This is a genomic window from Roseibium sp. QJM3NY_11 (assembly GCF_056173175.1).
This window is the reverse complement of the sequence record NZ_CM149660.1, coordinates 1,177,765-1,200,598: the sequence shown is the minus strand read 5'-3', so window position 1 is coordinate 1,200,598 and position 22,834 is coordinate 1,177,765. Positions and strand designations below refer to the sequence as shown.

Genomic DNA, 22,834 nt, shown 5'->3' with positions numbered 1-22,834 from the left:
CACAAGGAACGCTCCCATGAGCGACAACTCAGACAATTCGAGCATCCCCGGTCCAGAAGGGGACGCCAACATCATCGATACGGATTACGAGATCGGGCAGGACAACATCGAAGCCAGTGTTGGCCCCTTCAACCTGGACATCCACAATCCGGTCTTTCTGGTGTCCGGACTGACGATCGTCGCCTTTGTCTTTCTCACGCTGACGTTTCAGACCGAGGTCGGCCCGATCTTCGACACCATGCGCAAGTGGCTGACCTCGAACCTCGACTGGTTCTTCATATTGTCCGGCAACGTCTTCGTGCTCGTCTGCCTTGCGCTGATCGTCACGCCGCTCGGCAATGTGCGTATCGGCGGCAGGGACGCGGACCCGGACTACAGTTATTTCGGCTGGTTCGCGATGCTGTTCGCTGCCGGCATGGGCATCGGTCTGATGTTCTTCGGCGTGCTTGAGCCGGTTTATCACATGGCCTTCTCCGAACCGGTGGGCGTGCCCTCGCCCTTCGACGCGGACGGCAACCTCATCCCCGAAAACGTCGCCGCCGCAAAAGCCATGGGCATGGCCGCGACCATCTTTCACTGGGGCCTGCACCCCTGGGCCATCTATGCCGTGGTCGCTCTTGCGCTCGCGCTGTTCTCCTTCAACAAGGGCCTGCCGCTGACGATGCGGTCGGTTTTCTATCCGATCTTCGGCGAACGCACCTGGGGCTGGCCGGGCCATGTCGTCGATATCCTGGCGGTATTCGCGACCCTGTTCGGTCTGGCAACGTCGCTGGGCTTCGGCGCGCAGCAGGCCAATGCCGGCCTGAACTTCGTGTTCGGCATTCCGGTGAGCGTCACAGCGCAGGTCATCCTGATCATCGGCATCACCGCGGTCGCCCTGATCTCGGTGCTGCGCGGTCTCGACGGCGGCGTGAAGGTCCTGTCGGAAATCAACATGCTGATCGCGGCGCTGCTGCTGGTCTTCGTGATCGCCGCCGGGCCCACATCCGCGCTGATTTCGGGCTTCTTCTCCAACATCGCCTCCTATGCAAAGGAAATCGTTCCGCTGTCGATGCCGTTCGGCCGGGAGGACGACGGCTTCCGGCAGGGCTGGACTGCCTTCTACTGGGCCTGGTGGATCTCCTGGTCGCCGTTCGTGGGCATGTTCATAGCCCGCGTCAGCCGGGGACGGACGGTGCGCGAGTTCGTGATTTGCGTGCTCATCATTCCGACGATTGTCTCCGTGTTGTGGATGACGGCCTTCGGCGGAACGGCGATCGAGCAGGCCCTGACCCTGGAAGGCAGCAAGGTGCATGAATATGTCATAGCCAGCTACAGCCCGGAGCTGTCGCTGTTCGGCATGCTCGCCGACCTGCCGATGGCGTCAATCACATCGTTCATCGCCATCGTCCTGGTGATCGTGTTCTTCGTCACGTCCTCGGATTCCGGCTCCCTGGTGATCGACACGATCACGGCAGGCGGCAAGGTCGATGCTCCGGTGTCCCAGCGTGTGTTCTGGTGCACCTTCGAGGGACTGGTCGCCATCGCCCTGTTGCTTGGCGGCGGGCTCGGCGCCCTGCAGGCCATGGCGGTTTCCACCGGGTTCCCGTTCACGATCGTGCTGCTGCTGGCGTGTTACACGATCATCAAGGGCCTGCTCGACGAGCCACGCTGACAGCGAACGCCCCTTTGACAAAACAAGCGGGCGGCCAATGGCCGCCCCCGAGTGATGCCAACGACATGGCCTGACTATCGTCATTCCGGCCACGCGAAGTGCGCGCCGGGATGACGAATTGAAGTCTGTCAGCGGTCTGAGACATGCCCCGATCGATCGCGGAATTTTATCTATTCGGCCAGTTTCGGCGCCAGCCGGATCCCCGGCGGCGGAGAACTTTCACGGATCCGCAGGTCGGGCTCGATCACGATGGGCTTGTTCGGAACACGGTCGCCGGCGATCTGGCGCAGCAGCGTCAAGGCCGCGAGGCGGCCGATCTTGTCGGGCTGGGCGGAGACGGTGGTCAGGGCCGGCGTGCGCGCGTCCGCGCCGTCAATATCGTCATACCCGGTGATCGCCATGTCCGGTCCCGGTTCGATACCGGCCCGCCGGAACGTGGTCATCAGGCCGAATGCGACCAGGTCGTTGAAGGCGACGATCGCGGTCGGGCGCCGCTCGGCCTCCAGGACCTTCGAAACAGCTTCCCGGCCATCGGCCTGGGTCATCATTTCCGGAAGGTCCAACTGCCTGTCGGGTTCCAGTCCGGCTTCCTCCAGGGCCTTGCGCCAGCCCGCGTTTCTGAAACGGCCGGTCGAACTCCCGCGGCGACCGCCAACCATGGCGATGTCCTTGTGCCCCTGCCCGATGAGATGCCGGGTGATCTGGTAGGCCCCGGCGAGATCGTCCCCGCGCACGCAAGGGGCCCAGACCCCGGGAACCTCGCGCGCCACCAGCGTCACGGGGATGCCCTGATCCACCAGCCGGTTTATCTCCTCGGCCGATGTTCCGACCGAGGGGCACAGGATCAGGCCGTCCGCCCGGTGCTGCAGCAGCGTGTTGACGAACGCACGCTGGCGCTTCACATCGTCCCTGTGGTTGCAGATGAAAACCATCTGCCCCTGCTCCTCCAGCACATCCTCGAGCGCGGAGAACACCTCGGCGAAATAGGGATTGAGAATATCGTGCACCGCAACGCCGACGATCTGGCTGCGCGACGTGCGCAGGGAGGCCGCCGACCGGTTGTAGATATAACCGATCTCCTCGGCGGTCCTCTTGACCTTCGCCCGGGTTTCCTCCGCCACCAGAGGGCTGTCCCTCAGGGCAAGCGAAACCGTGGCCGTGGAGATGCCGAGCTGATCGGCGATATGCCCGAGAGTAAGCCTTTGGCCGGGCTTCAGCGGAATTTTCGGCGAGGAAGGCTTGGATCCGTTGTCTTCAGGCATTCACACTTCTCGATGACCGCAGCGGCGGTAAGGGCGACCGTCCAAGCCCCCGGGTAAGCCGGTATTCCGTTCGGGCGACAGCCCCGGAGCGGTGCGCGGCCACAGAACCGCGTACCGCTTTAGCGTTTCGTCTGAGGAGCGGATTCGTCGAACTCTTCCCTGAGATTGACGACCACCCGGCGGTTCTGCGACTTGCAGGTCACTTCGGCGCAATCCGTAACCGGACGTTCCACTCCGTATCCCTTGGCCCACATCCGGTTCTTGCCGACGCCGAGCTTGGCCAGTTCGGCCATGACCGCATCCGCGCGCCGGGTCGACAGGGTTTTCTGCGCGGCCTCGCTGCCCTGATCATCGGCATGACCCTGAACCTTGACCAGCCATTTCTTGTTGCTCTTCAGCCAGCGGGCCTGGTTCTCGATCGTCACGCGGGCTTCGTCGGTAACAACGGCGGAGCCTTGCTCGAAATAGATCCGGCGGCCGACATTGATGATGAACTCTTCCTCGGACCCGGGAGAAATGTTCTCGAACCCGGCAACCGGCGCATTGGTCACGTTCGGTGAAGACAATCCGCCGGCGCTGTTGCAACCGGCGGCCCCAAATCCACATATCAGCGCGACAAGCGCGCTCCGGCCCAGCCGGCCAAACCTGTTCTTCAAAAGAAAGCCCCCAATTCCTTCTCGGTCGTCTTTACGACGAGCCGGCCTCAACCGGCATTCGCCCCCAGGTGCTCCAGCACCAGCACGCCTGTTCCCTTCGGGCAACGCTGATAGAGATCTATCACGTCTTCAGGGAACATCCGGATACAGCCGCTCGACACGTCGTGACCGATGCTCCAAGGCTCAAGCGTGCTGTGAAGCCGGTAGCCCAGATCCCGTCCGTCCCGGTAGAGATACAGCGCCCGGGGACCAAGCGGATTGTTGGCCGCTCCGCCGTCGACCTTGCGCGGCAGATCGGGCTGGCGTTGCAGCATTTCGGGCGGCGGAACCCAGCGTGGCCACAGGGCCTTGCGGTCGATCCGCGCGCGTCCGAACCACTGGAACCCCTCGCGGCCGACACCGACGCCATACCTGAGCGCGGTGTTGTTTTCCCAGACCCAGTAAAGGAAATGATTGTTGGTATCGACAACCACCGTTCCGGGCGGTTCGTCGCTGAGATATTTCACCATCTGGCGGTGCCAGACGGGATCGATGCGCTTGAAGTTGGTCCGGCGATATTCAAATCCGCTGTCCGGATGATAGCCGTTGAAATAGGCATCGGCGGCGGCATTCGCCCGCGCCACATGCGGCATGGCAAGAGTTCCCGCGGCAGCGGCGGCGGCTCCGAGAAAAATTCGGCGGTTCAGTTCCATCCTATCCCCCAAAAAAGATCGGCTTTCAAACAGGTTGGCGGTCTTCACTCATGGGCGTAGTCCGACACAAGGCGCCATTAAGAGAGGAAGTCGCTGATCCCGTCAACCGCCCGCCCCGATTGATGGACCGATGCCTGCGCCGTTCGGGCGCCGTTCGGGTGCCGTGTTATGGAGTCCTGGAGCCAATCTGACCCGGAGTGGCTCTAGAGGCCCTTCACCCGCTCGCGATACAGAATATAGAGGCCGGAAGCGACCACGATGGCGGCACCGATAACAGTGGTGGTGGTGGGAACATCGCCGAAGACCAGAAAGCCGAGCGCGATCATCCAGACGATCTGGATATAGATGAACGGCGCCAGCACCGGGGCCGGAGCGATCCGGTGCGCCATGATGAACAGGTAATGCCCGCCGGCACCGAGTGCGCCGGTGGCAAGGAGCAGGACCCAGCTCAGGATGTCCGGCGGCGTCTGCCAGACCGAGATCCCGAAGGGAGCCATGGCCAGGCTGGCAACAAGGCCGGAAATGATAAGCATGCCCGCGGAGCCATCTGTCGCCGTGAGCTGGCGTGTCAGGATCGCATAGAACGCGTAGAAGGTCATCGCGCCGACCGAATAGATCGCCGCCCAGTGCATGCCGCCAAGGCCCGGCTGGGTCACCACCAGAACACCGATGAACCCCACAATGATCGCAACCCAGCGCCTCAGACCGGCCCATTCTCCCAGGAGCGGTCCGGCAAGCGCCGTGATCACGAAGGGACCGGCGAACATGATCGCCATTGTCTCGGCCAGTTGCAGGTGGCGCACCGCCAGGAAGTTAAAAACGGTGGTCCCGAGCAGGCAGAAGGCGCGGACGATCTGCAGGAACGGCCGCCGGGTCTTCAGCAGCGAAGGTTTTTTCCAGACCTGGAACAGGACCAGAGCCAGCAGCAAATGACTGACGAAACGCATCCAGGCGATCTGCAGCGTTGGCAAACTGGCGGAGAGGTATTTCGCGATGGCGTCCAGAATCGAAAAACTCAGGCAAGCCAGGACGATGAGACCGATGCCCGCAAGCGGCGCGGCCACCGCTGCGGTTCCGCGTGCAGGCTGTTTCTGTCTGTCTTGCGCCATTGGCAGCAAGCCTTTTTCGATTGCTCATCCGCAGATGAATGACACGGGAGGGACCGTTCCTGCTGGAACACTCCGGTTGCGATACGGTCTGCCAGCCGTTACCTGAAGAGGGAGACAAGCGGGAGAAGCCGGCATGCCTGTTGTGGAAATTGATACATCGCTGGGGCGCCTGTCGATCTTTGAAAGTGACGGCGCAATAACCCGGATACTATGGAATACCCCTTCTCGCCAAGACAAAACACCTTTGCTCGAAGAGGCCGCCAGGCAGATTGAAGCCTATCTGGCCGGAGACCTGAAAGATTTCGACCTGCCTCTCGCCCCGAAAGGCGGCGAGCTTCACCAGGCCGTTTTCAAGGCGATGCTGGCGATCCCCTATGGCGAGACGCGCACCTACGGGGACGTTGCACGAGAGTTGAACACCTACGGCCAGCCTGTCGGGCAGGCCTGCGGCGCCAATCCGATCCCGATCGTCATTCCCTGCCACAGGATCCTGTCGGCAAAAGGCCTCGGGGGCTATTCCGGCGACGGTGGCACCGAAACCAAGATCGCCCTGTTGAAGCTGGAGGGCGGCTATCCGTTCCTGATCTGATATCAGAGCCTGTGAGCATGACCCATCTGACCAAATGGATCAGATCGAACGCGGCACACAGAATGCCCCAGACGGAACGCAACGCGCCATCGGGCCCACAGTCATGACAGGGACGGTCGCACGGTTGTCTCAAAAGCGAACCGGCCGGCAATGCCGGCCCGTTCTTGCGATCACCGGTTGAGATCGGACAGCTGGGGCTGGCCAGTGGCCTGACCTCTCCCCCTACTGTTTCGATCCGGGTGGGTACCCCCTCCGGCGACCGTATTCGTCAGTCGGCGCCATGTGCGACATCTGCTGCGCTCACCAGTTTTTTCTGAAGGACCACAAGCACGACGGCGATGGCCAGTCCGATGCCGTCCGTCAGCCACCCACCGGCGATCATGGTCAATCCGGCCACCGCAAGTCCCAGGCGGATGATCGCGCTCGCGTGGCCCAGGAACCAGCCCTGCACCGCGCAGGACAGGAAATAGACACCCACGACAGCCGTGACCGCGACATGAACGATTTCCAGCGCGGTTCCGTGGAGCAGCATCGCCGGTGAGAAGAAGAACATGTAGGGCACCACGAAGGCCGCAAGGCCGATACGGAAACTCTCCACGCTCGTCCTGACCGGATCAGATCCGGCCAGGGCGGACCCGGCATAGGCGGCGAGCGCCACCGGAGGCGTGATCGCAGACATGACGGCGAAGTAGAAGATGAACAGGTGCGCCACCAGCGGCTCGACGCCAAGGTTCACGACGCCCGGTGCGATCACACTCGCCGCGACCGCATAAGCGGCTGTGGTCGGCATGCCCATGCCCAGCACGATCGAAACGACCATGGCGAAGAACAGCGCCAGGATCTGGCTCTGGTCGGCCAGCGTCAGCAGCACGGTCGAGAAACGCGATCCGATACCGGTCAGGGCGATGACACCGACAATGATGCCCGCGGTGGCGCAGACCGCGACGAGCTGCAGGACCATCCGCGCACCGATATCGAAGGCGTGAAACAGCTGGCGCGGCCCCATGCGATAGGGTGTCAGCCAGGAAACGACGGCGGCGGTCATCATCGCGAGCGTGCCGCAGCGGATCACCGAGTACCCTGCGAACAGCGCATACATCAGGACGATGATCGGGGTGAACAGATAGACCTGCCGCAACAGCATTCCGAGCTTCGGCAACTGGTCTCTCGGCAGGCCGCGCATGTTGGCCTTCTTCGCGGCCAGATCGACCATGAAGTAGACCGAGATGAAGTAGAGGATCGCAGGGATGATGGCGGCCCAGACGATGTCCATGTAAGGGATGCCGGTGATCTCCGCCATGATGAAGGCGCCCGCGCCCATGATCGGCGGCATGATCTGTCCGCCGGTGGAGGCAGCCGCTTCGACCGCGGCTGCGGTCTGGGGCCGGTAACCGACCTTCTTCATCATCGGGATCGTCAGCGAACCGGTGGCGACCACGTTTCCGGCCGAGGTTCCATTGATCATCCCCATGAGCCCGGAGGCGAAGATCGCCACCTTCGCGGGGCCGCCACGGCGGTGGCCCGCAGCCGCGAACGCGAGGTTGACGAAATATTCCCCGACACGGGTGGTCTGCAGAAACGCCGCGAACACGACGAACAGGATGATGTATGTCGACGAAATCGCGATGGGAGCGCCAAGAACACCGTTGTCCGTGAAGATATACGAGAAGAAGCGCTTCGCGTCATAGCCACGGTGTTCGAAAATGCCGGGAAGCCAGGGTCCCAGGAACGCATAGGCGACAAACACGCCCGCGATGCCGACAAGAGCGAGGCCGGCCAGACGGCGGGTCAGTTCAATGATGAGCATCACGCCGGTCACGGCGGCCCACATGTCGCCCGGCAGCGCCATCGGCATGCCGGCGCGCAACTGAAGTTGCCGCGCAAAGAAGATCAGGTAGCCGGTGCAGGCAATGGCAGCCACCGCCAGAAGCACATCTCCTGGTGAAAACCGGGTCCGTTCCGTGTGCGGAAAAGTCCAGCCATGCACGATGATCAGCGCCGTTCCGAGAACAAGGGGCAGACCGAAGCTGCTCAGCGCCCATGCGGGCGGCAGCGCGTTGCCGAGCACCGAGCCGTTGATCCAGATGGCCGCAACACCGGCAGCGCCATAAAGAATTCCTGCGCCCCCCAGCGCCAGAAGACCGGCACCAAGCAGGGATCTTTTCGATTTCCGCTCATCCTGCATCGACATGGACGTCGCGCCAAACAGCAGGAAACCGAGAAACAGGCCACCGCCGACATGGATCAGACGATAGGCCCAGGTCTCCAGAGGAAAGACGTTCATGACCAGCAGGTGGAACACCGTATAGGCAACACACATGCAGGAAACCAGCATGTTGCGTGCGCCGGTGAAGTCACGCTGGTTGCCGGAACGCGGTTCCTCGTCGACCAGCGCGCGCGCTGTCTGCTCTTCTATCAGCGAAGCCGGCCCTTTTTCTTCTTTGTTCTGTTCCGGGGTATTCGGTGATGTGGTCATTTTTGGCGCTCAGACGAGGGAATGGAAACGCAACACGGGCGGGGAATGAAGTTCGACCGCCCGTGCCCACTCAAGTTGAAAGATCCGGATTACTGGTTGAAACCGGGAAAATCGTATCCGTTTTCCTTGAACCAGCGGATCGCACCCGGATGGAACGGGATCACGGTGTTCTTGACCACGTTCTCGGGAAGCGTTTCTTTTGAAGCTGCGTGGTTCTGAACCATGCGGGGGTTGTTTTCCATTGCCAGCTTGGTGATTTCATAAGCCAGGCTTTCCGGCATGTCCTGATGCGCAATGGCGAAGTTCCAGAGCGAAACGGTCTGCAGGCCTTCCGGCTGATCTTCATAGGTATCGGCCGGAATAAGGAACGGCTGCATGGCCGGAACGATCTTGAGCATCTTGCCCAGGATTTCGTCATCCATGGACAGGAAGCGAACATCGTTCTCGACGGCAAGCTGCGAATAGGCGCCGGTCGGCAGACCTGCCGCGTAAACGAACGCGTCGATCAGACCGTCCTTGAGCTGTCCTGCCGTATCGGAGCCACCGGCATTGCTGATGTTGACGCCGGAATCGGTCTGTTCGAAGAACCGCGTCCAGTAGGTTGCCGAGGTTCCCCCTGCGGGACCGACGCCAACGCGTTTTCCGTCCTTCAGGTCCTGAAAGCTCTTGACGTTGGAGCTGGCCAGAACCGCCGCCTGGAGCGGGGTCTGATACATCGGGAACAAGGCACGGACATTTTCATGCGGCACACCCGGCATCAGCGGGCTTTCGCCCCTGCGTGCCTCGTCGGCCGGTCCAAGGGTCACGAAACCCAGCTGATGTTCGCCGGTTTCCACCAGCGTGACATTCTGGACAGGGCCGCCGGTGACTTCAGCGCCCGCATTGATGTCCAGCTTTTCGCTGATCATCGCACCGAAGCCACTGCCGTAGCCGAAATAGGTACCGCCCTGGCTGCCGGTTCCGATGGTGATGCTGGTCGGCCAGCCGTCGCGGTCCTGTGCGGTGGCCGGCAAAGCGCAAAGCGCGCCGGCGAGGACAGCGGCAACAGAAGCAAGTTTGATAGACATATTTCCTCCCAAGAATTCTTCCGGCACCATGAGTGTCTGCAATGGCACCGCAAGCCTTGATCATGAAGAGGAACGGAGGCCGTGAAAACGCGCTGAAGATTATATTATTTTTCGTTATTATCAGGCGGTATCTTCAATGTCTCTCAGGTTTCTGTCCAGGACGTCCAGCAATGCATCGCGCTGCGGATCACGGGTCCCCCGCGACCAGGCAGCCGCCAGGATCAGTTTCGATCTCAGGGAACCGGACGAAATCGCCAGCGGCACGAACTTTATACCCGTAACCGCGATACGCGCGGTCCAGCGGGGAACGATCGCCAGGCCCGTTCCCGTCGCAACCAGATTGACGATCGTATGCTTTTCCTCGGCAATCTGCGCGACGCGCGCCGTCAAGCCGGCATCCATGAACAGCTTCATCGTCAGGTCGTGAGAATGCGGCCGCGATCGTCTGTCGGGGACAATCAGGGGCGCATCGACAAGGTCCTCGATGAAAATTTCGCTTTTCGCCGCCAGCGGATGGTCTGAGGGAAGCGCAACCACGGCGGTTTCGTGGAAAAGAGTGCGAAAATGGATCCTTGGATCGCGCACATCGGGCGGCCGGCAAAATGCGATATCTAGGCTGCCACTGAGAAGCTTGGGCAGAAGATGGATGGTCTTCTGTTCGAAAAGCTGAACCTCGATGTCCGGCTGGTCTTTCCTCAGTAATTGCAGCAATTGCGGCATCAGTCCCGCCGATGCGCTGTCGATGGCCCCCACCCGCAGGACAGGCACCTGAGAGGCCCGGATCGAACGGATCTTTTCCTCGAGCCGCTCCGACTGGGCAACGAGGTTCCGGGCATCCTCCAGAATGGCACGCCCCGCTTCCGTTATCGTGACGTTGCGCGTGGTTCTGAGAAAAAGGTTTGTTTCAAGCTGGTTTTCGAGGATCTTGATCTGCCGGCCTAGGGAAGCGGGCAGCAGATCCAGGGATTGAGCCGCCCGGCCGAAGTGGAGCGTTTCCGCCACCGCAAGAAAACATTTGAGTTGGTAGATTTGCATATACCCGGCACCCGACCCCATTATTACGTCATTGTATATAATCATATGCACATTGAGCCATCCCGTACATCCCTCCTAACGTCAGGCGGACAATTCCGGCATGACGTTGTTCCAGAGAGGCCACCTGCCCCCAAGGGAGCCATCCTGTGTGACGCGTCCGGTATCGAAGCCCTTCGAAGGAACAGACAAGAGCCATGAAGCACTATAAAATCGCAGCTATCCCGGCGGATGGAATCGGACCGGAAGTCATCGCGGCAGGGCTGCAGGCGCTGGAAGCGCTGGCGCGACGCGACGGCGGTTTTGCGTTTGAGGTGACACACTTCGACTGGGGCTCGGACCGCTACAAGCGCACCGGCGCGTTGATGCCGGAAGACGGAACGCAGCAACTGAAGAAATTCGATGCGATCTTTTTCGGGGCCGTCGGCGCGCCGGACGTGCCGGACCATATTACCCTGTGGGGCCTGCGGCTGCCGATCTGCCAGGGATTTGACCAATACGCCAATGTCCGTCCGACGAAGATCCTGCCCGGCATCTCGTCTCCCCTTGAAGGGGTCGGACCGGGGGATCTGGACTGGGTGATCGTCCGCGAGAACTCCGAAGGCGAATATTCCGGCCACGGCGGCCGTGCGCACAGGGGACTACCCGAGGAAGTCGGGACCGAAGTCGCGATTTTCACCCGGGTCGGCGTCACCCGGATCATGCGCTATGCCTTCCGTCTCGCCCGGTCGCGTCCGCGCAAGTTTCTCACGGTCGTCACCAAGTCGAATGCCCAGCGCCACGGCATGGTCATGTGGGACGAGATCGCTGCGGAGGTTTCGAAGGAATTTCCGGACGTGACCTGGGACAAGATGCTGGTCGACGCGATGACCGTCCGCATGGTGAAGGACCCGAAGAGCCTCGATACGATCGTGGCCACCAATCTTCATGCCGATATTCTGTCCGACCTGGCAGGAGCCCTGGCCGGCAGTCTCGGCGTGGCCCCTACCGGAAACATCGATCCGGAACGCCGTTTCCCGTCCATGTTCGAACCGATCCACGGATCCGCCTTCGACATCACCGGAAAAGGCATCGCCAACCCTGTCGCGACCTTCTGGACAGCGTCGCAAATGCTCGAGCATCTGGGCGAGACGAACGCCGCGGAACGGCTTATGCGCTCGGTTGAAAAAGTCTGCGACGATGGCGTGCTGACGCCGGATGTCGGCGGCACGTCGACGACGCAGGACGTGACCGACGCGGTCTGCGAAGCCATCCGCGTGGAAAACATCTGAACAATCGATCAGGCGGCAAGCCGACCCTTCTGCCGGGTCGGCGGCCGCACCCCCTGGCGGCGGACAAAACGCTACAGGGCCCTGAACAGCATCATTCCGATGACAACAACCACAGCCGCCAGAGCGCTCCAGGCCAGAAATGAATGCAGCTCGGAGCGCCGCGAAGCGCCCACGTGCCGGAGGCGCTGTTGCGCGGCCGGTCCAAATCCGAACCCGTCGCCGCGTGCGGCCTTGCTGGAAGCCTGCGCGAACCGGCGCCGCAACTCCGCAGCGCGGCGGGCACCCCTGTCCTCGTTGATCGACGTGTAGTTCATTGCCATTTCAATTTCGCTCCGCGATGCTCCGGATCTCAAGAAGAGATGGTTTCGAACGCGTCGGAATTCAAATGAGCAATTTTTAATCTTGGCGGCCGGCCGGTTGTCGAGGCGCCCGGTCCGTCGAGAACCGTTCCCAGGCAAAACCCGAAGACATCTTCCGGTCAGGCTGCGGACAGTTCCTTGGTCTTCCCTGCGTCCGGGGTCTCCTCGCCGTCCGTCTCGAAATCGGATTCGTGTTCGGGATCGTCGTCGATTGAGATGGACAGGTTCTTTTCCACCTGCCGCAGCAGCTTGCGCAGTTTCTTGCGGTCCTTGTCGTCGAGACCGGACATGGCCTCGCGTTCAAGCCGCTTCCAGGCCTTGTCCACGAAGACCACCAGCTCCCGCCCCGTATCGGTCAGGTAGACCCGGGCCAGACGCCCGTCCGTGTCGGACACCTGGCGCCGGACATAGCCTTGCGCGGACAGGCGGGTCACCATTTTCGTCACCGTCGGCGGCTGAACGCCGAGAGCCAGCGCCAGTTGGCTCATGGTCCTGCCGTCCGCATCGGCGAGCACCTTCAGGACCAGCTCCTGCCCGGGATGCAGGCCGATCCGCATGAGATGCGATCCCGCACGGGCCCGTTGTGCCTTCGCCGCCTGAACCAGACGAAAGGTTATGCTTTTCTTGTAGTTGAAAGCCATTGCACCATCCCCGTCCCAAATAAACTCGAATCACGCTCAACGTCGACGCGGCGCACCCTAGACGGAGTATTTAACCGTCGAATGACACTGCGCGAACCGAGGATGATTTGGCCGCAGGGGCGCCGGCTGGCATGTTTTGGGCTGCGATTGGACGCGGCGGCCCGCACCGGGGATCAGCCCATGCCTTGGGGCTCCATCGCCGTTTGCAAGGCCGTCGAAACCTCCTGGCAATAAAGACTGTACTGCCGGGAATTGCGGAAGGCATCGTCGCGCGGCTGCGAGGGCGTGATCGTTTTCTCGCAGCTCACCCGGCCGGGCGCTGCCGCCATGACAACGATCCGGCTGGACAGATAGACCGATTCAAACACCGAATGGGTGACGAACAGCACCGTCCAGCCGAAGCTGGCCTGAAGGCGCAGGAGATCGTTGTTGAGCTTGAAGCGGGTAATTTCGTCGAGCGCCGCGAAGGGCTCGTCCATCAACAGGACCCTCGGGCGGGTAATCAGCGCGCGGGCGATCGACACGCGCATTTTCATGCCTCCGGATAATTCGCGCGGAAAGAGCTGCGTGGCGTCCTCAAGACCGACCGTCGCAAGCGCATCCATCACCTGCTCGCGGGCGCGCTCGCGTGAAACCCAGCGCGCGCGCAACGGCAGCCAGACATTGTCGAAGACACTTGCCCAGGGCATCAGCGTCGGTTCCTGGAAGACGAACGCCAGATCCCGGTCGATCAGGTCCCGGCCGTTCCGCTCCCGATCTATCTTCCTGTCCGGCTGCGCAGCAGGCCACTCGACGGCACCCGCACTCGGTTCCGACAGCCCGGCGATGATCCTGAGCGCACTGGACTTGCCGCATCCTGACGGTCCGAGCAGGGACACGAATTCGCCTTCGCGAATGTCTAGGGAGAAGTTGTCCAGCGCCGTCGTGCCGGTGTCGAAAGCCTTGCGGATGTTTCTCAGCGAGACGACGACGGGCGCCTGATCTTGTTGCGACATGGGATCATGTATCCTTGCCTAGGGCCCACCTGGCCCGGGTGTCAGGGTTGGGATTTCAGGGCCAGGATTTCAGGAGCGCACCTTGAGGGATCCCGCCAGCAGCGGGATGGCCATGGTCAGGACAGCGACAACGGCAAAGGACGCCCGAAGCGACAGCAGGTCACCGACAAAACCCAGAACGGGAGGACCGAACAGGAATGCGCCATAGCCAAGAGTGGCAACGGCGGCCAGAGCCGATCCCCTGGACATGTGCGGATCGCCCGCGGCCCGGGACATGGCAAGCGGAAACAGCACCGCATATCCGAGCCCCATGATAAAGCAGCCCGCCCAGACCGCCCAGATGTTCAACCCTGAAACCAGCAGCAGGCAGCCGGCAAAGGCGACCAGGCCGCTCCAGCGGGCCACCCGGACCGCCCCGAAACGGGCGATGACCTTGTCACCGGACAGCCGCATGATGACCATGGCCGTGGAAAAGATGGTAAAGGCGGTCGGCGCAATCGCTTCCGAATATCCGAGATCCCCGATCTGGTACAGCGCCGCCCAGTCGGTGACCGCGCCTTCGCCGAGCGCCGCCACGAGCGCCATCAGGCCGACCAGCACCAGCGCACCTTTCGGCAGCGCGAACAACGGTGCCTTGGCCGCGTCCGAAGGCCCGGCGATCTGCGGCCAGGGTTGGCGCCAGAACCAGACCAGGAACGGCGCGGTCAGCGCCACCCACAGGATGAAATGAAGCGCGACACTCAGACCTGCCTCGATCGCGGCACCGCCAAGCAGGGCGGCTATCGCCGCGCCAAGGCTGAACAACCCGTGATAGGAGGACATGATCGGCCGCCCCAGAGCGGTTTCGACTTCCGCGCCCCACCCGTTCATCGACACATCCAGCGCACCGAAGGAAAATCCCGCCAGGAAAAGGGCCGCGGTGAGCAGCGGAACGGATGGCGCCAGGCCGACCAGCAGAAAACCGACAACGGTGGCGGCAGCGAAGAACTTGGTCACGGGCGCCGCGCCCCTTCGGTCGATCAGCAGCCCGGCCAGCGGAAATGACGCGAACGCTCCGCACGCCATCACGAGCAGCAGAAGCCCGAAACCGCTCTCGTCGAGACCGGCCCCGGCTTTGACATGCGGGATACGGGACGCCCAGATGCCGATAAACGACCCGCACATGAAGAAGATCGCCGATACGACCCGGCGCGCGGCAGAGGCTAGGTCCTGGTGAGGATTTGTCATTGTCTGATGTTCTTGAAGGGCTGACGTGCCGAAAGGAAAAGCCTTTCTGTCACGCCTCCGCCCGTTAGACAAGTAACGGACGCGCGGCATTCGGACGGCCGCCGGATGCGCTGGAGCGAGAGCGGACCAGGACCGTCAGGACGCCGTTGCGATCAGGACACAACCAGCCCGTCAGCCCCGGAGACATCCGGGGATGCCGGATTCGATGTGGCCTGGGATGTGGCCTGGGATGTGGACTGGGATGCCGACCGGGACGCAGCCTCATACGCAGCAATGGCGGCGCTGGTATCGGCGCGGCGTTCCGAACCGTTCGCCCTGGCAGGCGCATCGTCTTCGGTCGCCCCGGCAACGCCCTCCGGCGGGCCGGTTTCGGCCGGGGCGGCCCCGGAACCGGCGGCATCCTCGTCTCCGGACAGCTCCTCAGCCTTTTGCTGACGCAGCTCGGCCTGGGCCTCGGACAGTTGCGATCTTGCCTGCTGCGCCACCTTGAGGTCCTGCGAAGACGGCTCCGCGGGCGCGGTCGCCGCCCGGATGACGACCTGCATCTTGCGGATGGTGGCCTCGGGTGAGCGCTCCGTTGACGTGTCGATCTGCACCTCGCCGCCGATCGCGTAGCGCTTGCCGTCGGGTCCCTGCTGAAACGTGTAGCTCGGCGCCCCCGCGTGAGCACCGCCGACACGGGCATGGGCCTGTTCGTGTGCCCGCACCTCGGCGTCACGCTGTTTCAGGTCCGAGACCTGCTTCTCCTCGGCCTCATTCAGGCCGTCTCCGTCCGGATCGTCCTCTTCGTCCGCGGTTTGCTGTCCTTGCACCGCGTTGGCCTGGCCGCCGGTTCCGGTTGCGGCAGCAACCGTCCGCTCACGCGCGCCTTGTGCCGTGACGTTGTCGACCTCGCCGTCCTCGGAAGCCGGAGACTGCGCCCCGGGGACGCGTGCCTTCGAGCCGCTTGAACTGTCGGCCTCCTGCAGCACCATGACCGCCTCTGCGGTCAGCGTCGGACTGCCGCCGGCCCGCAGGGACGCGGCCCTCTGACCGGCCTGGCTTTCGCGCGCGCCCAGCCCTTCCCGGCCCGGGTTTGTCTCCTCCGGGCTGGACCGTGTTTCGCTGGCGACACCATTGCTTTTCAGAAGGGTCGCTGGCGTGTTTGACAAGAGCGCGCCGATCATGGCGCAGATTGTCCCCGACAGGAGTCAGTAAACTCTAAACACCGGTTAAGAATCCGGCATCATATCCTCGTGAACGGGGCCGGTAGCCTGATTGCGGCCACGTCCCCCTTGCCTGCTTTCTCACGATGTGCAAATCAGGTCAGACGGTTAACAGCGCGCGAGGCGGTCCGACGTGATGCTTCCCAGCCCCTATTGGCAAGACATGACCACGCGCGACTTCCAGGCGCCAGGCCATGAGAGCTGGATCGCGGTTCTGCCCGTTGCCGCGGTCGAACAGCATGGACCCCACCTTCCCGTTTCCACGGACCTGACCATCGCGCAGGGCCAGGTCAACCGTGTGCTGGAACTTCTGCCGCCGGATCTTCCGGCCACATTCCTGCCGGTTCAGGCAGTCGGCAAGTCGGACGAGCACCTGTCTTTTCCCGGTACCCTGACGTTGTCCTGGGACACGGTGACACGATGCTGGCTTGAGATCGGTGAATGTGTCGCCCGTGCGGGTCTGCGCAAGCTCGTGCTGATCAACTCCCACGGCGGCAACGTCCCGGTCCTGGATATTGTCGCCCGCGAACTCAGGACAAGGCACGGCATGTTCGTGACCGCAACCAACTGGCTGCGCTTCGGCCAGCCGGAAGGTCTGTATCCGGAAGATGAATTTGTCTACGGCATCCATGGCGGGGACATCGAAACCTCGCTGATGCTGCACTTGCGCCCCGATCTCGTGCGTATGGATGCGGCAACGGACTTTCTGTCCGAACAGCAGCGTTACTTGACTGATTTCAAACACCTGCGCGGGCACGGCAAGGCGCAATACGGCTGGATGGCCGAGGATCTCAACCCTGCGGGCGCGCTCGGGAACGCGGCCCGCGCGACGCCGGACAAGGGACGCCGCTCGCTCGATCATGCGGCGCGTGGCTTCATCGAACTGCTGCAGGATGTCAATGCCTTCGACATCGGCCTGCTCAGGACCCCGGACGCGTAGAGCGCCGGAAATCGCCGTCCGGAAACGGGGACACCTTACGAATTCCGGAAGGTAATTATTTTTGAACCATAACTAATATTTCGGATTGTTATTTTTCATTAAATAAAACTTACCAACAACACTTAAGTCGTTTCTGGAGAAAGTATTGGACGTAGTGTTGACCTTTACCTGAATAGGCGACACATTAACTGATTGTAATTCTGGAAGGCGGTTCTCGCGGAACCATGAATCTGTCAATTCGGCAATTGTCGACCTTTCGTGAGGTCATGCGCAGCGGCTCCATCTCGGAAGCCGCCCGAACGCTCGGCCGAACCCAGCCTGCCGTCAGCTCGACCATCGCCGGACTGGAAACGGAACTCGAACTGAAACTGTTCGTGCGCGAACAGGGCCGGCTGGTACCGACCCCCGAAGCAGAGTTTTTCCTGGAGGAAGCCGAGGCAATCCTGAAGCGTCTCGAGGTCTCGAAGAGGACCCTGCGCGGCCTCGCCAACCGGGAACACGGCCAGTTGCGGGTGGCCGGCATCCCGGAAGCAACCGCCGACTTTCTGCCGAATTGCCTGTCACGCTTCATTGCCGACAAGCCGAGCGTGAAGGTGGCCATCGCCAGCCGGAGCTCGGCAGAGATCGAGGACCTGATCGCAGCGCAACAGTTCGACATCGGCTTCGCTGAAACACCGCGCGCACGCAATTCCTTCGACCAGATCGATTTCGACCTTGAATGCATGTGCGCCATTCCGGCGACCGATCCGCTGGCCTCGAAGGAGGTGATCACGCCCACGGAACTGGACGGCTACCCGCTGGCCCTGCTGCAATCCGAGCACCGCAGCCACAAGCAGACGCTGGCGCGTTTCCGCGATGCCGGCGTCCGCTTCAATCAGCGTTTCGAGCTGCAGACGGCCTGGCCGGGCCTGCAATTCGTGGAAGCCGGCCTGTGTGCCCTGATCTGCGACATGGTCACCGCCTACAACGCCCAGCAGCAGAGCCGGCGCGGCATGGGACCGCCCCAGATCGTGTTTCGGCCGTTCCGGCCGCGCATCCACAACAACCTGTCCATCCTCACGCCGACACACAGGCCGATCTCGATCGTCGCGAAGGATTTCTGCGATTTTCTGTCCGAAGAGGTCGCGCTGGTCCGGGCCGCGATGATCAGGCGAAGCGCCTGAAGGCCCATCCGGTCACCTCGACAAACGAGACCTCGATTGACCCCACGGGCCGGCGCTCGTGAGGTTTGGACCGGTTGGCAAACGCCGCCTTTATCAAGCACCTCTGCCGGGTGCCTTGTCTTGTTCTGGGCGGTGTAGCCGATAGGACAGCCGATGGGGCGGTGCACAGCTCAGGCTGCAGGGGAGAAGCCGGTCAGCCCGCCGCGTTCTGGAAAATGGCGGTGTTGGCGGCGACGATAGCCACCGCATTGGTGCGGTTTTTCGCCCCCAGACGGGTGATAGCATTGCGGATATGCGCCTTGACCGTCGCAATGGAAACACCGAGATCGTAGGCAATCTGCTTGTTCACCTTGCCCTCGCACAGCTTCAGCAGAATTTCGAGTTGCCGGGGGGTCACAAGTTCGCTCAGGTTGAGCGGCCATCTGATGCCGGCAGCGAAACCGCTGGTAGCGCCGTCCCGGGCGGCACAGGGCGTCAGGGCGAAATGGGCTGTCATCACTCTGCTCCTTGGGGTTCGGACACTGTCCGTATCGCGGGTCGGTGGACGGCCGATCGGACCTGATCGGCATTCCCCGGCTGACCGCGTTGAAAGCATTCGGGCATCTTGCCGGTGTTTTTTTGAATGTTTGATGCTGCGGCACTGTTCATGATTACCCGGCTATTGTAAAATGTTAAAGTGCATATTGGATATTGCAAATAATTTGCAATATGACTTTGGAGAACACCGGCGTGAGCAAAAAGCTTTTTTCAGGCCACACGCTGCGTCAGATCCGATCCGATTTCAGCCTGTCCCAGGTTGAATTCGCCAGAAAGATCGGCCTGTCCACCGCCTATGTGAACCAGATCGAGAACAACAACAGGCCGGTGACCGCGTCGGTTCTGCTCACGATCAACCGTATCTTCGGCGTCGACCTGTCGGCCTTCGAGAAGAACGATCTCGACCGGGTCGCCCAGGATCTGCAGGAGATCTTTGCAGACACCCAGTATCACAGCGCCTCGGTCGGACGGCAGGAGATCCACGAACTGGTGACCCGGGCGCCCGGCGTAACCAAGGCGATCATGGATCTCTACGGCGCGCTGCGGACCTATCACGACCGGGAAGCCATCGCCGACGATCTTGTCCAGCAGGGCGGCTCCGACGTGGAGGGGCCGGGCCTGAAGCAATCCGCGTATGACGAAGTCCGCGACTATTTCCACTACATGGACAACTATGTCGATTCGATCGACCGGGCGGCGGAAAAGCTCGCCGGCGAGATCGGCCTTGCCCGCGCCCCATCCAAATTCGCGGCCCTGACAGGCTGGCTGAAGGACCGGTTCGCCATCTCGGTCACCCAGTTCCCCGACTACGACGGCACCCTGATCCGGCAGGAAGAGCATGCCCGCACCATCGCCCTTTACCGCGCGGTCCCCCAGTCGACCAGAAACTTTCTTCTCGGCTCCGCGATCGCCGAACTCTGCGTCCGTGACCTGATTTCGGAGGAAGTTGAACGGGCAAGGTTCAAGACGAAATCGGCCGAGAGCATCGCGAGGCTGGCCCTTAGAAACTATTTTTCAGGCGCGCTGCTGCTGCCTTATGACGACTTCCTGAAAGCGGCCTCGGAAAGCCGGCACGACATCCAGCTTCTGTCCAACCGCCTTGACGCCAGCATCGAGACCGTCTGCCACCGGCTTTCGACCCTGCAGCGCCCCGGCGCAAAGGGCCTGCCGTTCTATTTCGTCAAGATCGACCGGGCCGGCAATGTGGTCAAGCGGCACAGCGCGACCCGCTTCCAGTTCGCCAGGTTCGGCGGATCCTGCCCGCGCTGGAACGTGCATCAGGCCTTTGAACAGAACTCCAACAAGTTCACCGCGCAGATTGCCCAGATGCCAGACGGCGTGCGCTATCTGTGCGTGGCTACAAGCGTCACCAAACATCAGCCGGACCATCGCAGCGGCGAGCGCCGCTATGCGCTCGGCATCGGCTGCGAGGTCAGATATGCCGACACCGTGGTCTATGCCGACGGTCTCGCTGTGGAGGACATCGCCTCGCCCGAACCGATCGGTGTCAATTGCCGGATCTGCCCGCGCGACACCTGCGACCAGCGCGCCTTCCCCGCTCTGGACAAGGAACCCTTTATCGAATCCGGCCGCCGCGGCATCGTGCCCTATCAGGTCGACGCCATCGATTAGGCGCAGATACCGATTGCAGCCCCTCGCCCGGACGGTCCGGAAAGGCTGGCCGATCTGGTTCGGCCGTAAGCCGACATGATCGGCAGGCGTCATTCCGGCATTTTCGATGGTGCCATGCTCTACCATGTTATTTCAGAGCTGCGCCCGGACGTGCGGATCGTCGCCAATCGTTTCTTTGAAGGCCTGAAACGGACAGATGGTTTCCGTCAAGATCCGGTGCGGATCAGGGCGGGCAACGCGACCGGCCCTGATCCATTCTTGTGCGGGATCAGCCCAGCGCGCGCAGGCGCTTGAGCAGGGAAGAGGTGTCCCAGCGGCCGCCACCAAGTTTCTGAACATCCTTGTAGAACTGATCGACAAGAGCGGTTACCGGCAGGCTGGCCCCGTTCTCGTTGGCCGTTGCCAGACAGATACCGAGGTCCTTGCGCATCCAGTCGACAGCGAAACCATGCTCGAAATGATCATCGAGCATCGTCTCGTAGCGATTGACCATTTGCCAGCTTCCGGCAGCGCCACCGCCAATCACATCGATCACCGCCCGCCCGTCGAGGCCGGCCTTCTCGGCAAAATGCAGGCCCTCCGAAAGGCCCTGGACCAGCCCGGCTATGCAGATCTGGTTGACCATTTTTGTCAGCTGGCCTGCGCCGCTTTCACCCAGGCGAACGCATTTCTTGGCATACGCATCGATCAGCGGCTCGGCCCTGTCGTATGCGGCCTGATCCCCACCGCACATGACAACGAGCTGGCCGTTCTCGGCGCCGGCCTGACCTCCCGAAACCGGTGCATCGACAAAGCCGATTCCACTTTCCTTGGCCAGCTCGAAAAGGTCGCGCGTGACTTTTGCGGACACCGTGGTGTGATCGACAAAAAGCGTTCCCGCCGCCATGCCGCTGAAAGCGCCCTGATCTCCCGTGCAAACGCTTCGCAGATCATCGTCGTTGCCCACACAGCTGAACACGATATCCGCAGCGGCGGCAGCTTCGCGCGGTGTTGCGGCAAAACGGCCGCCGTACTCGCCGGCCCATTTTTCAGCCTTCGCAGCGGTACGGTTGTAAACCGTCACTTCATGCCCTGCTTTCTGCAGGTACCCTGCCATCGGGTAGCCCATCACCCCAAGGCCGAGAAACGCAACTTTTGCCATACCAGATTCCTCTTTTTCTAAAATGCGTCGCGTGGTGTCTCACCCGCGAAGAATGCGTCCAGATTGTCCAGCGCGCGAAAACCCATCGCATCGCGCGTCTTGGCAGTAGCACTGCCGATATGTGGCAACATGAATATGTTGTTGAACTCTGCGAATGCCGGATTGCCACCCGGCTCGGTCTTGAAGCAATCAAGACCCGCTCCCGCAAGCTTTCCGGACCCGATCGCTTCCAGCAACGCGGTTTCATCGACCAGGGCCCCGCGGGCAGAATTGACGAAAACGGCACCGTCGGGCAACAACCCGAACCGCCGGGAATTCATCAGATCGACCGTTTCAGGAGTGGCCGGGCAATGAAGCGACAGGAAGTCTGAAACCGGCAGGAGGCTCTCGATCGTCTCGTGGAAGACCGCCCCCTTTTCCAGCCCTTCCGGCAACCGGGACCGGTTGTAGTAGTGTATCTCCATATCGAAGCCGCGTGCCTTTGCCGCAAACGCCCGGCCGACGCGCCCCATTCCGACGATCCCCAGACGTGAACCCGACACTTGCTTGCCGACCATGAAGGCCGGACTCCAGCTGTCCCAGGAACCGGTGCGCACCAGCCTCTCACCGTCGACAACCCGCCGCGCAGCCCCAAGCATGAGCAGCATGGCAAGCTCGGCCGTCGCGTCCGACAGCACATCCGGCGTGTTCGTAACCACGATATTGCGCGCCTTGAGCGCAGGAATATCGCAATGATCCACGCCGACAGAATGATTGGCGATGATCTTCAACCGGGGATCAAGACGCGCAACAACATCAGCGCTGAAATGCTCGGAGTGGCAGGGCATCATCGCGTCGGCCATAGCACTCATGGCAACGATCTCGTCGGCGGTGCCGGGCATGTCGGTTTCCGTCACGATGACATCGTAATTCTGGTGGGCGCGCGCAATTGTCGAATCGGAAACACGGCGGGGCAACCACAGAACGGGTTTTCCACTCATGGGATCAGTCCTTTTTCCGGAATGCATCTTCCCAAAGATTGAACAGAGCCAGCCCAAGGACAAAGAGGACGATGATCGTAAAGGGCAGCCCCCCCAGGATGCCGGCAAATCCCGTCGAGATGCTATGCGACAGGCCGAGAACGAACACCGCCATCAGGGCGGTGCCAAACGCACCCAGGATAATGTTTGTAAGGCGCGACATGCTG

Annotated in this window: 22 protein-coding genes; 6 read left to right on the top strand and 16 right to left on the bottom strand. The window is 61.9% G+C overall.

The window, feature by feature from the left end; all coding sequences use genetic code 11:
* Positions 1 to 16 precede the first annotated feature (16 nt).
* Positions 17 to 1,654 (top strand): BCCT family transporter, encoded by a 1,638-nt coding sequence (locus tag AC0VX3_RS05500; protein WP_475523872.1) that lies wholly within the window; start codon positions 17 to 19, stop codon positions 1,652 to 1,654.
* Between the two features lie 170 nt (positions 1,655 to 1,824).
* Here AC0VX3_RS05500 and AC0VX3_RS05495 read toward each other — a convergent pair whose 3' ends face one another.
* From AC0VX3_RS05495 to AC0VX3_RS05480, 4 genes are all read right to left on the bottom strand, one after another.
* Positions 1,825 to 2,916 (bottom strand): LacI family DNA-binding transcriptional regulator, encoded by a 1,092-nt coding sequence (locus tag AC0VX3_RS05495; RefSeq protein WP_475523871.1) that lies wholly within the window; start codon positions 2,914 to 2,916, stop codon positions 1,825 to 1,827.
* A 119-nt stretch (positions 2,917 to 3,035) separates the two neighbouring features.
* Complete coding sequence (locus tag AC0VX3_RS05490) at positions 3,036 to 3,524, bottom strand: OmpA family protein (RefSeq protein WP_475525141.1); 489 nt, start codon at positions 3,522 to 3,524, stop codon at positions 3,036 to 3,038.
* Between the two features lie 95 nt (positions 3,525 to 3,619).
* On the bottom strand, positions 3,620 to 4,264 hold the full coding sequence (locus tag AC0VX3_RS05485; RefSeq protein WP_475523870.1) for a L,D-transpeptidase: 645 nt from the start codon (positions 4,262 to 4,264) through the stop codon (positions 3,620 to 3,622).
* A gap of 203 nt (positions 4,265 to 4,467) precedes the next feature.
* Positions 4,468 to 5,373 (bottom strand): DMT family transporter, encoded by a 906-nt coding sequence (locus tag AC0VX3_RS05480; protein WP_342893139.1) that lies wholly within the window; start codon positions 5,371 to 5,373, stop codon positions 4,468 to 4,470.
* A gap of 133 nt (positions 5,374 to 5,506) precedes the next feature.
* Between AC0VX3_RS05480 and AC0VX3_RS05475 the strand changes: the two genes are divergently transcribed.
* Positions 5,507 to 5,962 carry a methylated-DNA--[protein]-cysteine S-methyltransferase gene (locus AC0VX3_RS05475; RefSeq protein ID WP_475523869.1) on the top strand — a complete coding sequence of 152 codons (456 nt, stop codon included), beginning with the start codon at positions 5,507 to 5,509 and terminating at the stop codon, positions 5,960 to 5,962.
* Positions 5,963 to 6,230: 268 nt separating this feature from the next.
* On the opposite strand, the gene AC0VX3_RS05470 is transcribed toward AC0VX3_RS05475, so the two are convergent.
* The 3 genes from AC0VX3_RS05470 to AC0VX3_RS05460 form a co-directional block, all read right to left on the bottom strand.
* Positions 6,231 to 8,438: a TRAP transporter permease gene (locus tag AC0VX3_RS05470; protein WP_475523868.1), complete on the bottom strand. Its 2,208-nt coding sequence runs from the start codon at positions 8,436 to 8,438 to the stop codon at positions 6,231 to 6,233.
* Between the two features lie 89 nt (positions 8,439 to 8,527).
* Positions 8,528 to 9,505, bottom strand: a complete 978-nt coding sequence (locus AC0VX3_RS05465; RefSeq protein WP_475523867.1) for a TAXI family TRAP transporter solute-binding subunit — start codon at positions 9,503 to 9,505, stop codon at positions 8,528 to 8,530.
* Between the two features lie 120 nt (positions 9,506 to 9,625).
* Entirely contained in the window at positions 9,626 to 10,540 is a 915-nt protein-coding gene (locus tag AC0VX3_RS05460) for a LysR family transcriptional regulator (protein WP_475523866.1), read from the bottom strand.
* Between the two features lie 194 nt (positions 10,541 to 10,734).
* Here AC0VX3_RS05460 and AC0VX3_RS05455 point away from each other — a divergent pair, with 194 nt between their 5' ends.
* On the top strand, positions 10,735 to 11,808 hold the full coding sequence (locus AC0VX3_RS05455) for a tartrate dehydrogenase (RefSeq protein WP_342893141.1): 1,074 nt from the start codon (positions 10,735 to 10,737) through the stop codon (positions 11,806 to 11,808).
* Positions 11,809 to 11,879: 71 nt separating this feature from the next.
* On the opposite strand, the gene AC0VX3_RS05450 is transcribed toward AC0VX3_RS05455, so the two are convergent.
* From AC0VX3_RS05450 to AC0VX3_RS05430, 5 genes are all read right to left on the bottom strand, one after another.
* Positions 11,880 to 12,128 (bottom strand): hypothetical protein, encoded by a 249-nt coding sequence (locus tag AC0VX3_RS05450; protein ID WP_475523865.1) that lies wholly within the window; start codon positions 12,126 to 12,128, stop codon positions 11,880 to 11,882.
* A 158-nt stretch (positions 12,129 to 12,286) separates the two neighbouring features.
* Positions 12,287 to 12,808, bottom strand: a complete 522-nt coding sequence (locus AC0VX3_RS05445) for a MarR family winged helix-turn-helix transcriptional regulator (RefSeq protein ID WP_342893143.1) — start codon at positions 12,806 to 12,808, stop codon at positions 12,287 to 12,289.
* Between the two features lie 173 nt (positions 12,809 to 12,981).
* Positions 12,982 to 13,803: an ABC transporter ATP-binding protein gene (locus AC0VX3_RS05440; RefSeq protein WP_475523864.1), complete on the bottom strand. Its 822-nt coding sequence runs from the start codon at positions 13,801 to 13,803 to the stop codon at positions 12,982 to 12,984.
* A gap of 69 nt (positions 13,804 to 13,872) precedes the next feature.
* Positions 13,873 to 15,030, bottom strand: a complete 1,158-nt coding sequence (locus AC0VX3_RS05435) for an MFS transporter (protein WP_475523863.1) — start codon at positions 15,028 to 15,030, stop codon at positions 13,873 to 13,875.
* Between the two features lie 152 nt (positions 15,031 to 15,182).
* Positions 15,183 to 16,196 carry a putative metalloprotease CJM1_0395 family protein gene (locus AC0VX3_RS05430; protein ID WP_475523862.1) on the bottom strand — a complete coding sequence of 338 codons (1,014 nt, stop codon included), beginning with the start codon at positions 16,194 to 16,196 and terminating at the stop codon, positions 15,183 to 15,185.
* A gap of 175 nt (positions 16,197 to 16,371) precedes the next feature.
* Between AC0VX3_RS05430 and AC0VX3_RS05425 the strand changes: the two genes are divergently transcribed.
* Both AC0VX3_RS05425 and AC0VX3_RS05420 read left to right on the top strand, forming a co-directional pair.
* Complete coding sequence (locus AC0VX3_RS05425) at positions 16,372 to 17,175, top strand: creatininase family protein (RefSeq protein ID WP_475525140.1); 804 nt, start codon at positions 16,372 to 16,374, stop codon at positions 17,173 to 17,175.
* A 224-nt stretch (positions 17,176 to 17,399) separates the two neighbouring features.
* The gene (locus AC0VX3_RS05420; protein WP_475523861.1) at positions 17,400 to 18,338 is read left to right on the top strand and encodes a LysR substrate-binding domain-containing protein; all 939 of its coding nucleotides are present in this window, start codon (positions 17,400 to 17,402) and stop codon (positions 18,336 to 18,338) included.
* Between the two features lie 193 nt (positions 18,339 to 18,531).
* On the opposite strand, the gene AC0VX3_RS05415 is transcribed toward AC0VX3_RS05420, so the two are convergent.
* Complete coding sequence (locus tag AC0VX3_RS05415; RefSeq protein ID WP_342893148.1) at positions 18,532 to 18,834, bottom strand: response regulator transcription factor; 303 nt, start codon at positions 18,832 to 18,834, stop codon at positions 18,532 to 18,534.
* 233 nt (positions 18,835 to 19,067) lie between these two features.
* On the opposite strand from AC0VX3_RS05415, the gene AC0VX3_RS05410 reads away from it, so the two are divergent.
* Positions 19,068 to 20,507 carry a helix-turn-helix domain-containing protein gene (locus AC0VX3_RS05410; RefSeq protein WP_475523860.1) on the top strand — a complete coding sequence of 480 codons (1,440 nt, stop codon included), beginning with the start codon at positions 19,068 to 19,070 and terminating at the stop codon, positions 20,505 to 20,507.
* Positions 20,508 to 20,775: 268 nt separating this feature from the next.
* Here the strand turns inward: AC0VX3_RS05410 and AC0VX3_RS05405 are convergent, their stop codons facing one another.
* From AC0VX3_RS05405 to AC0VX3_RS05395, 3 genes are read right to left on the bottom strand one after another with little or no spacing between them, the layout of a single operon-like run.
* Positions 20,776 to 21,648: an NAD(P)-dependent oxidoreductase gene (locus AC0VX3_RS05405; RefSeq protein ID WP_475523859.1), complete on the bottom strand. Its 873-nt coding sequence runs from the start codon at positions 21,646 to 21,648 to the stop codon at positions 20,776 to 20,778.
* 17 nt (positions 21,649 to 21,665) lie between these two features.
* On the bottom strand, positions 21,666 to 22,628 hold the full coding sequence (locus tag AC0VX3_RS05400; RefSeq protein WP_475523858.1) for a 2-hydroxyacid dehydrogenase: 963 nt from the start codon (positions 22,626 to 22,628) through the stop codon (positions 21,666 to 21,668).
* A 4-nt stretch (positions 22,629 to 22,632) separates the two neighbouring features.
* Positions 22,633 to 22,830, bottom strand: a complete 198-nt coding sequence (locus AC0VX3_RS05395) for a hypothetical protein (protein WP_475523857.1) — start codon at positions 22,828 to 22,830, stop codon at positions 22,633 to 22,635.
* Between the last annotated feature and the right edge of the window lie 4 nt (positions 22,831 to 22,834).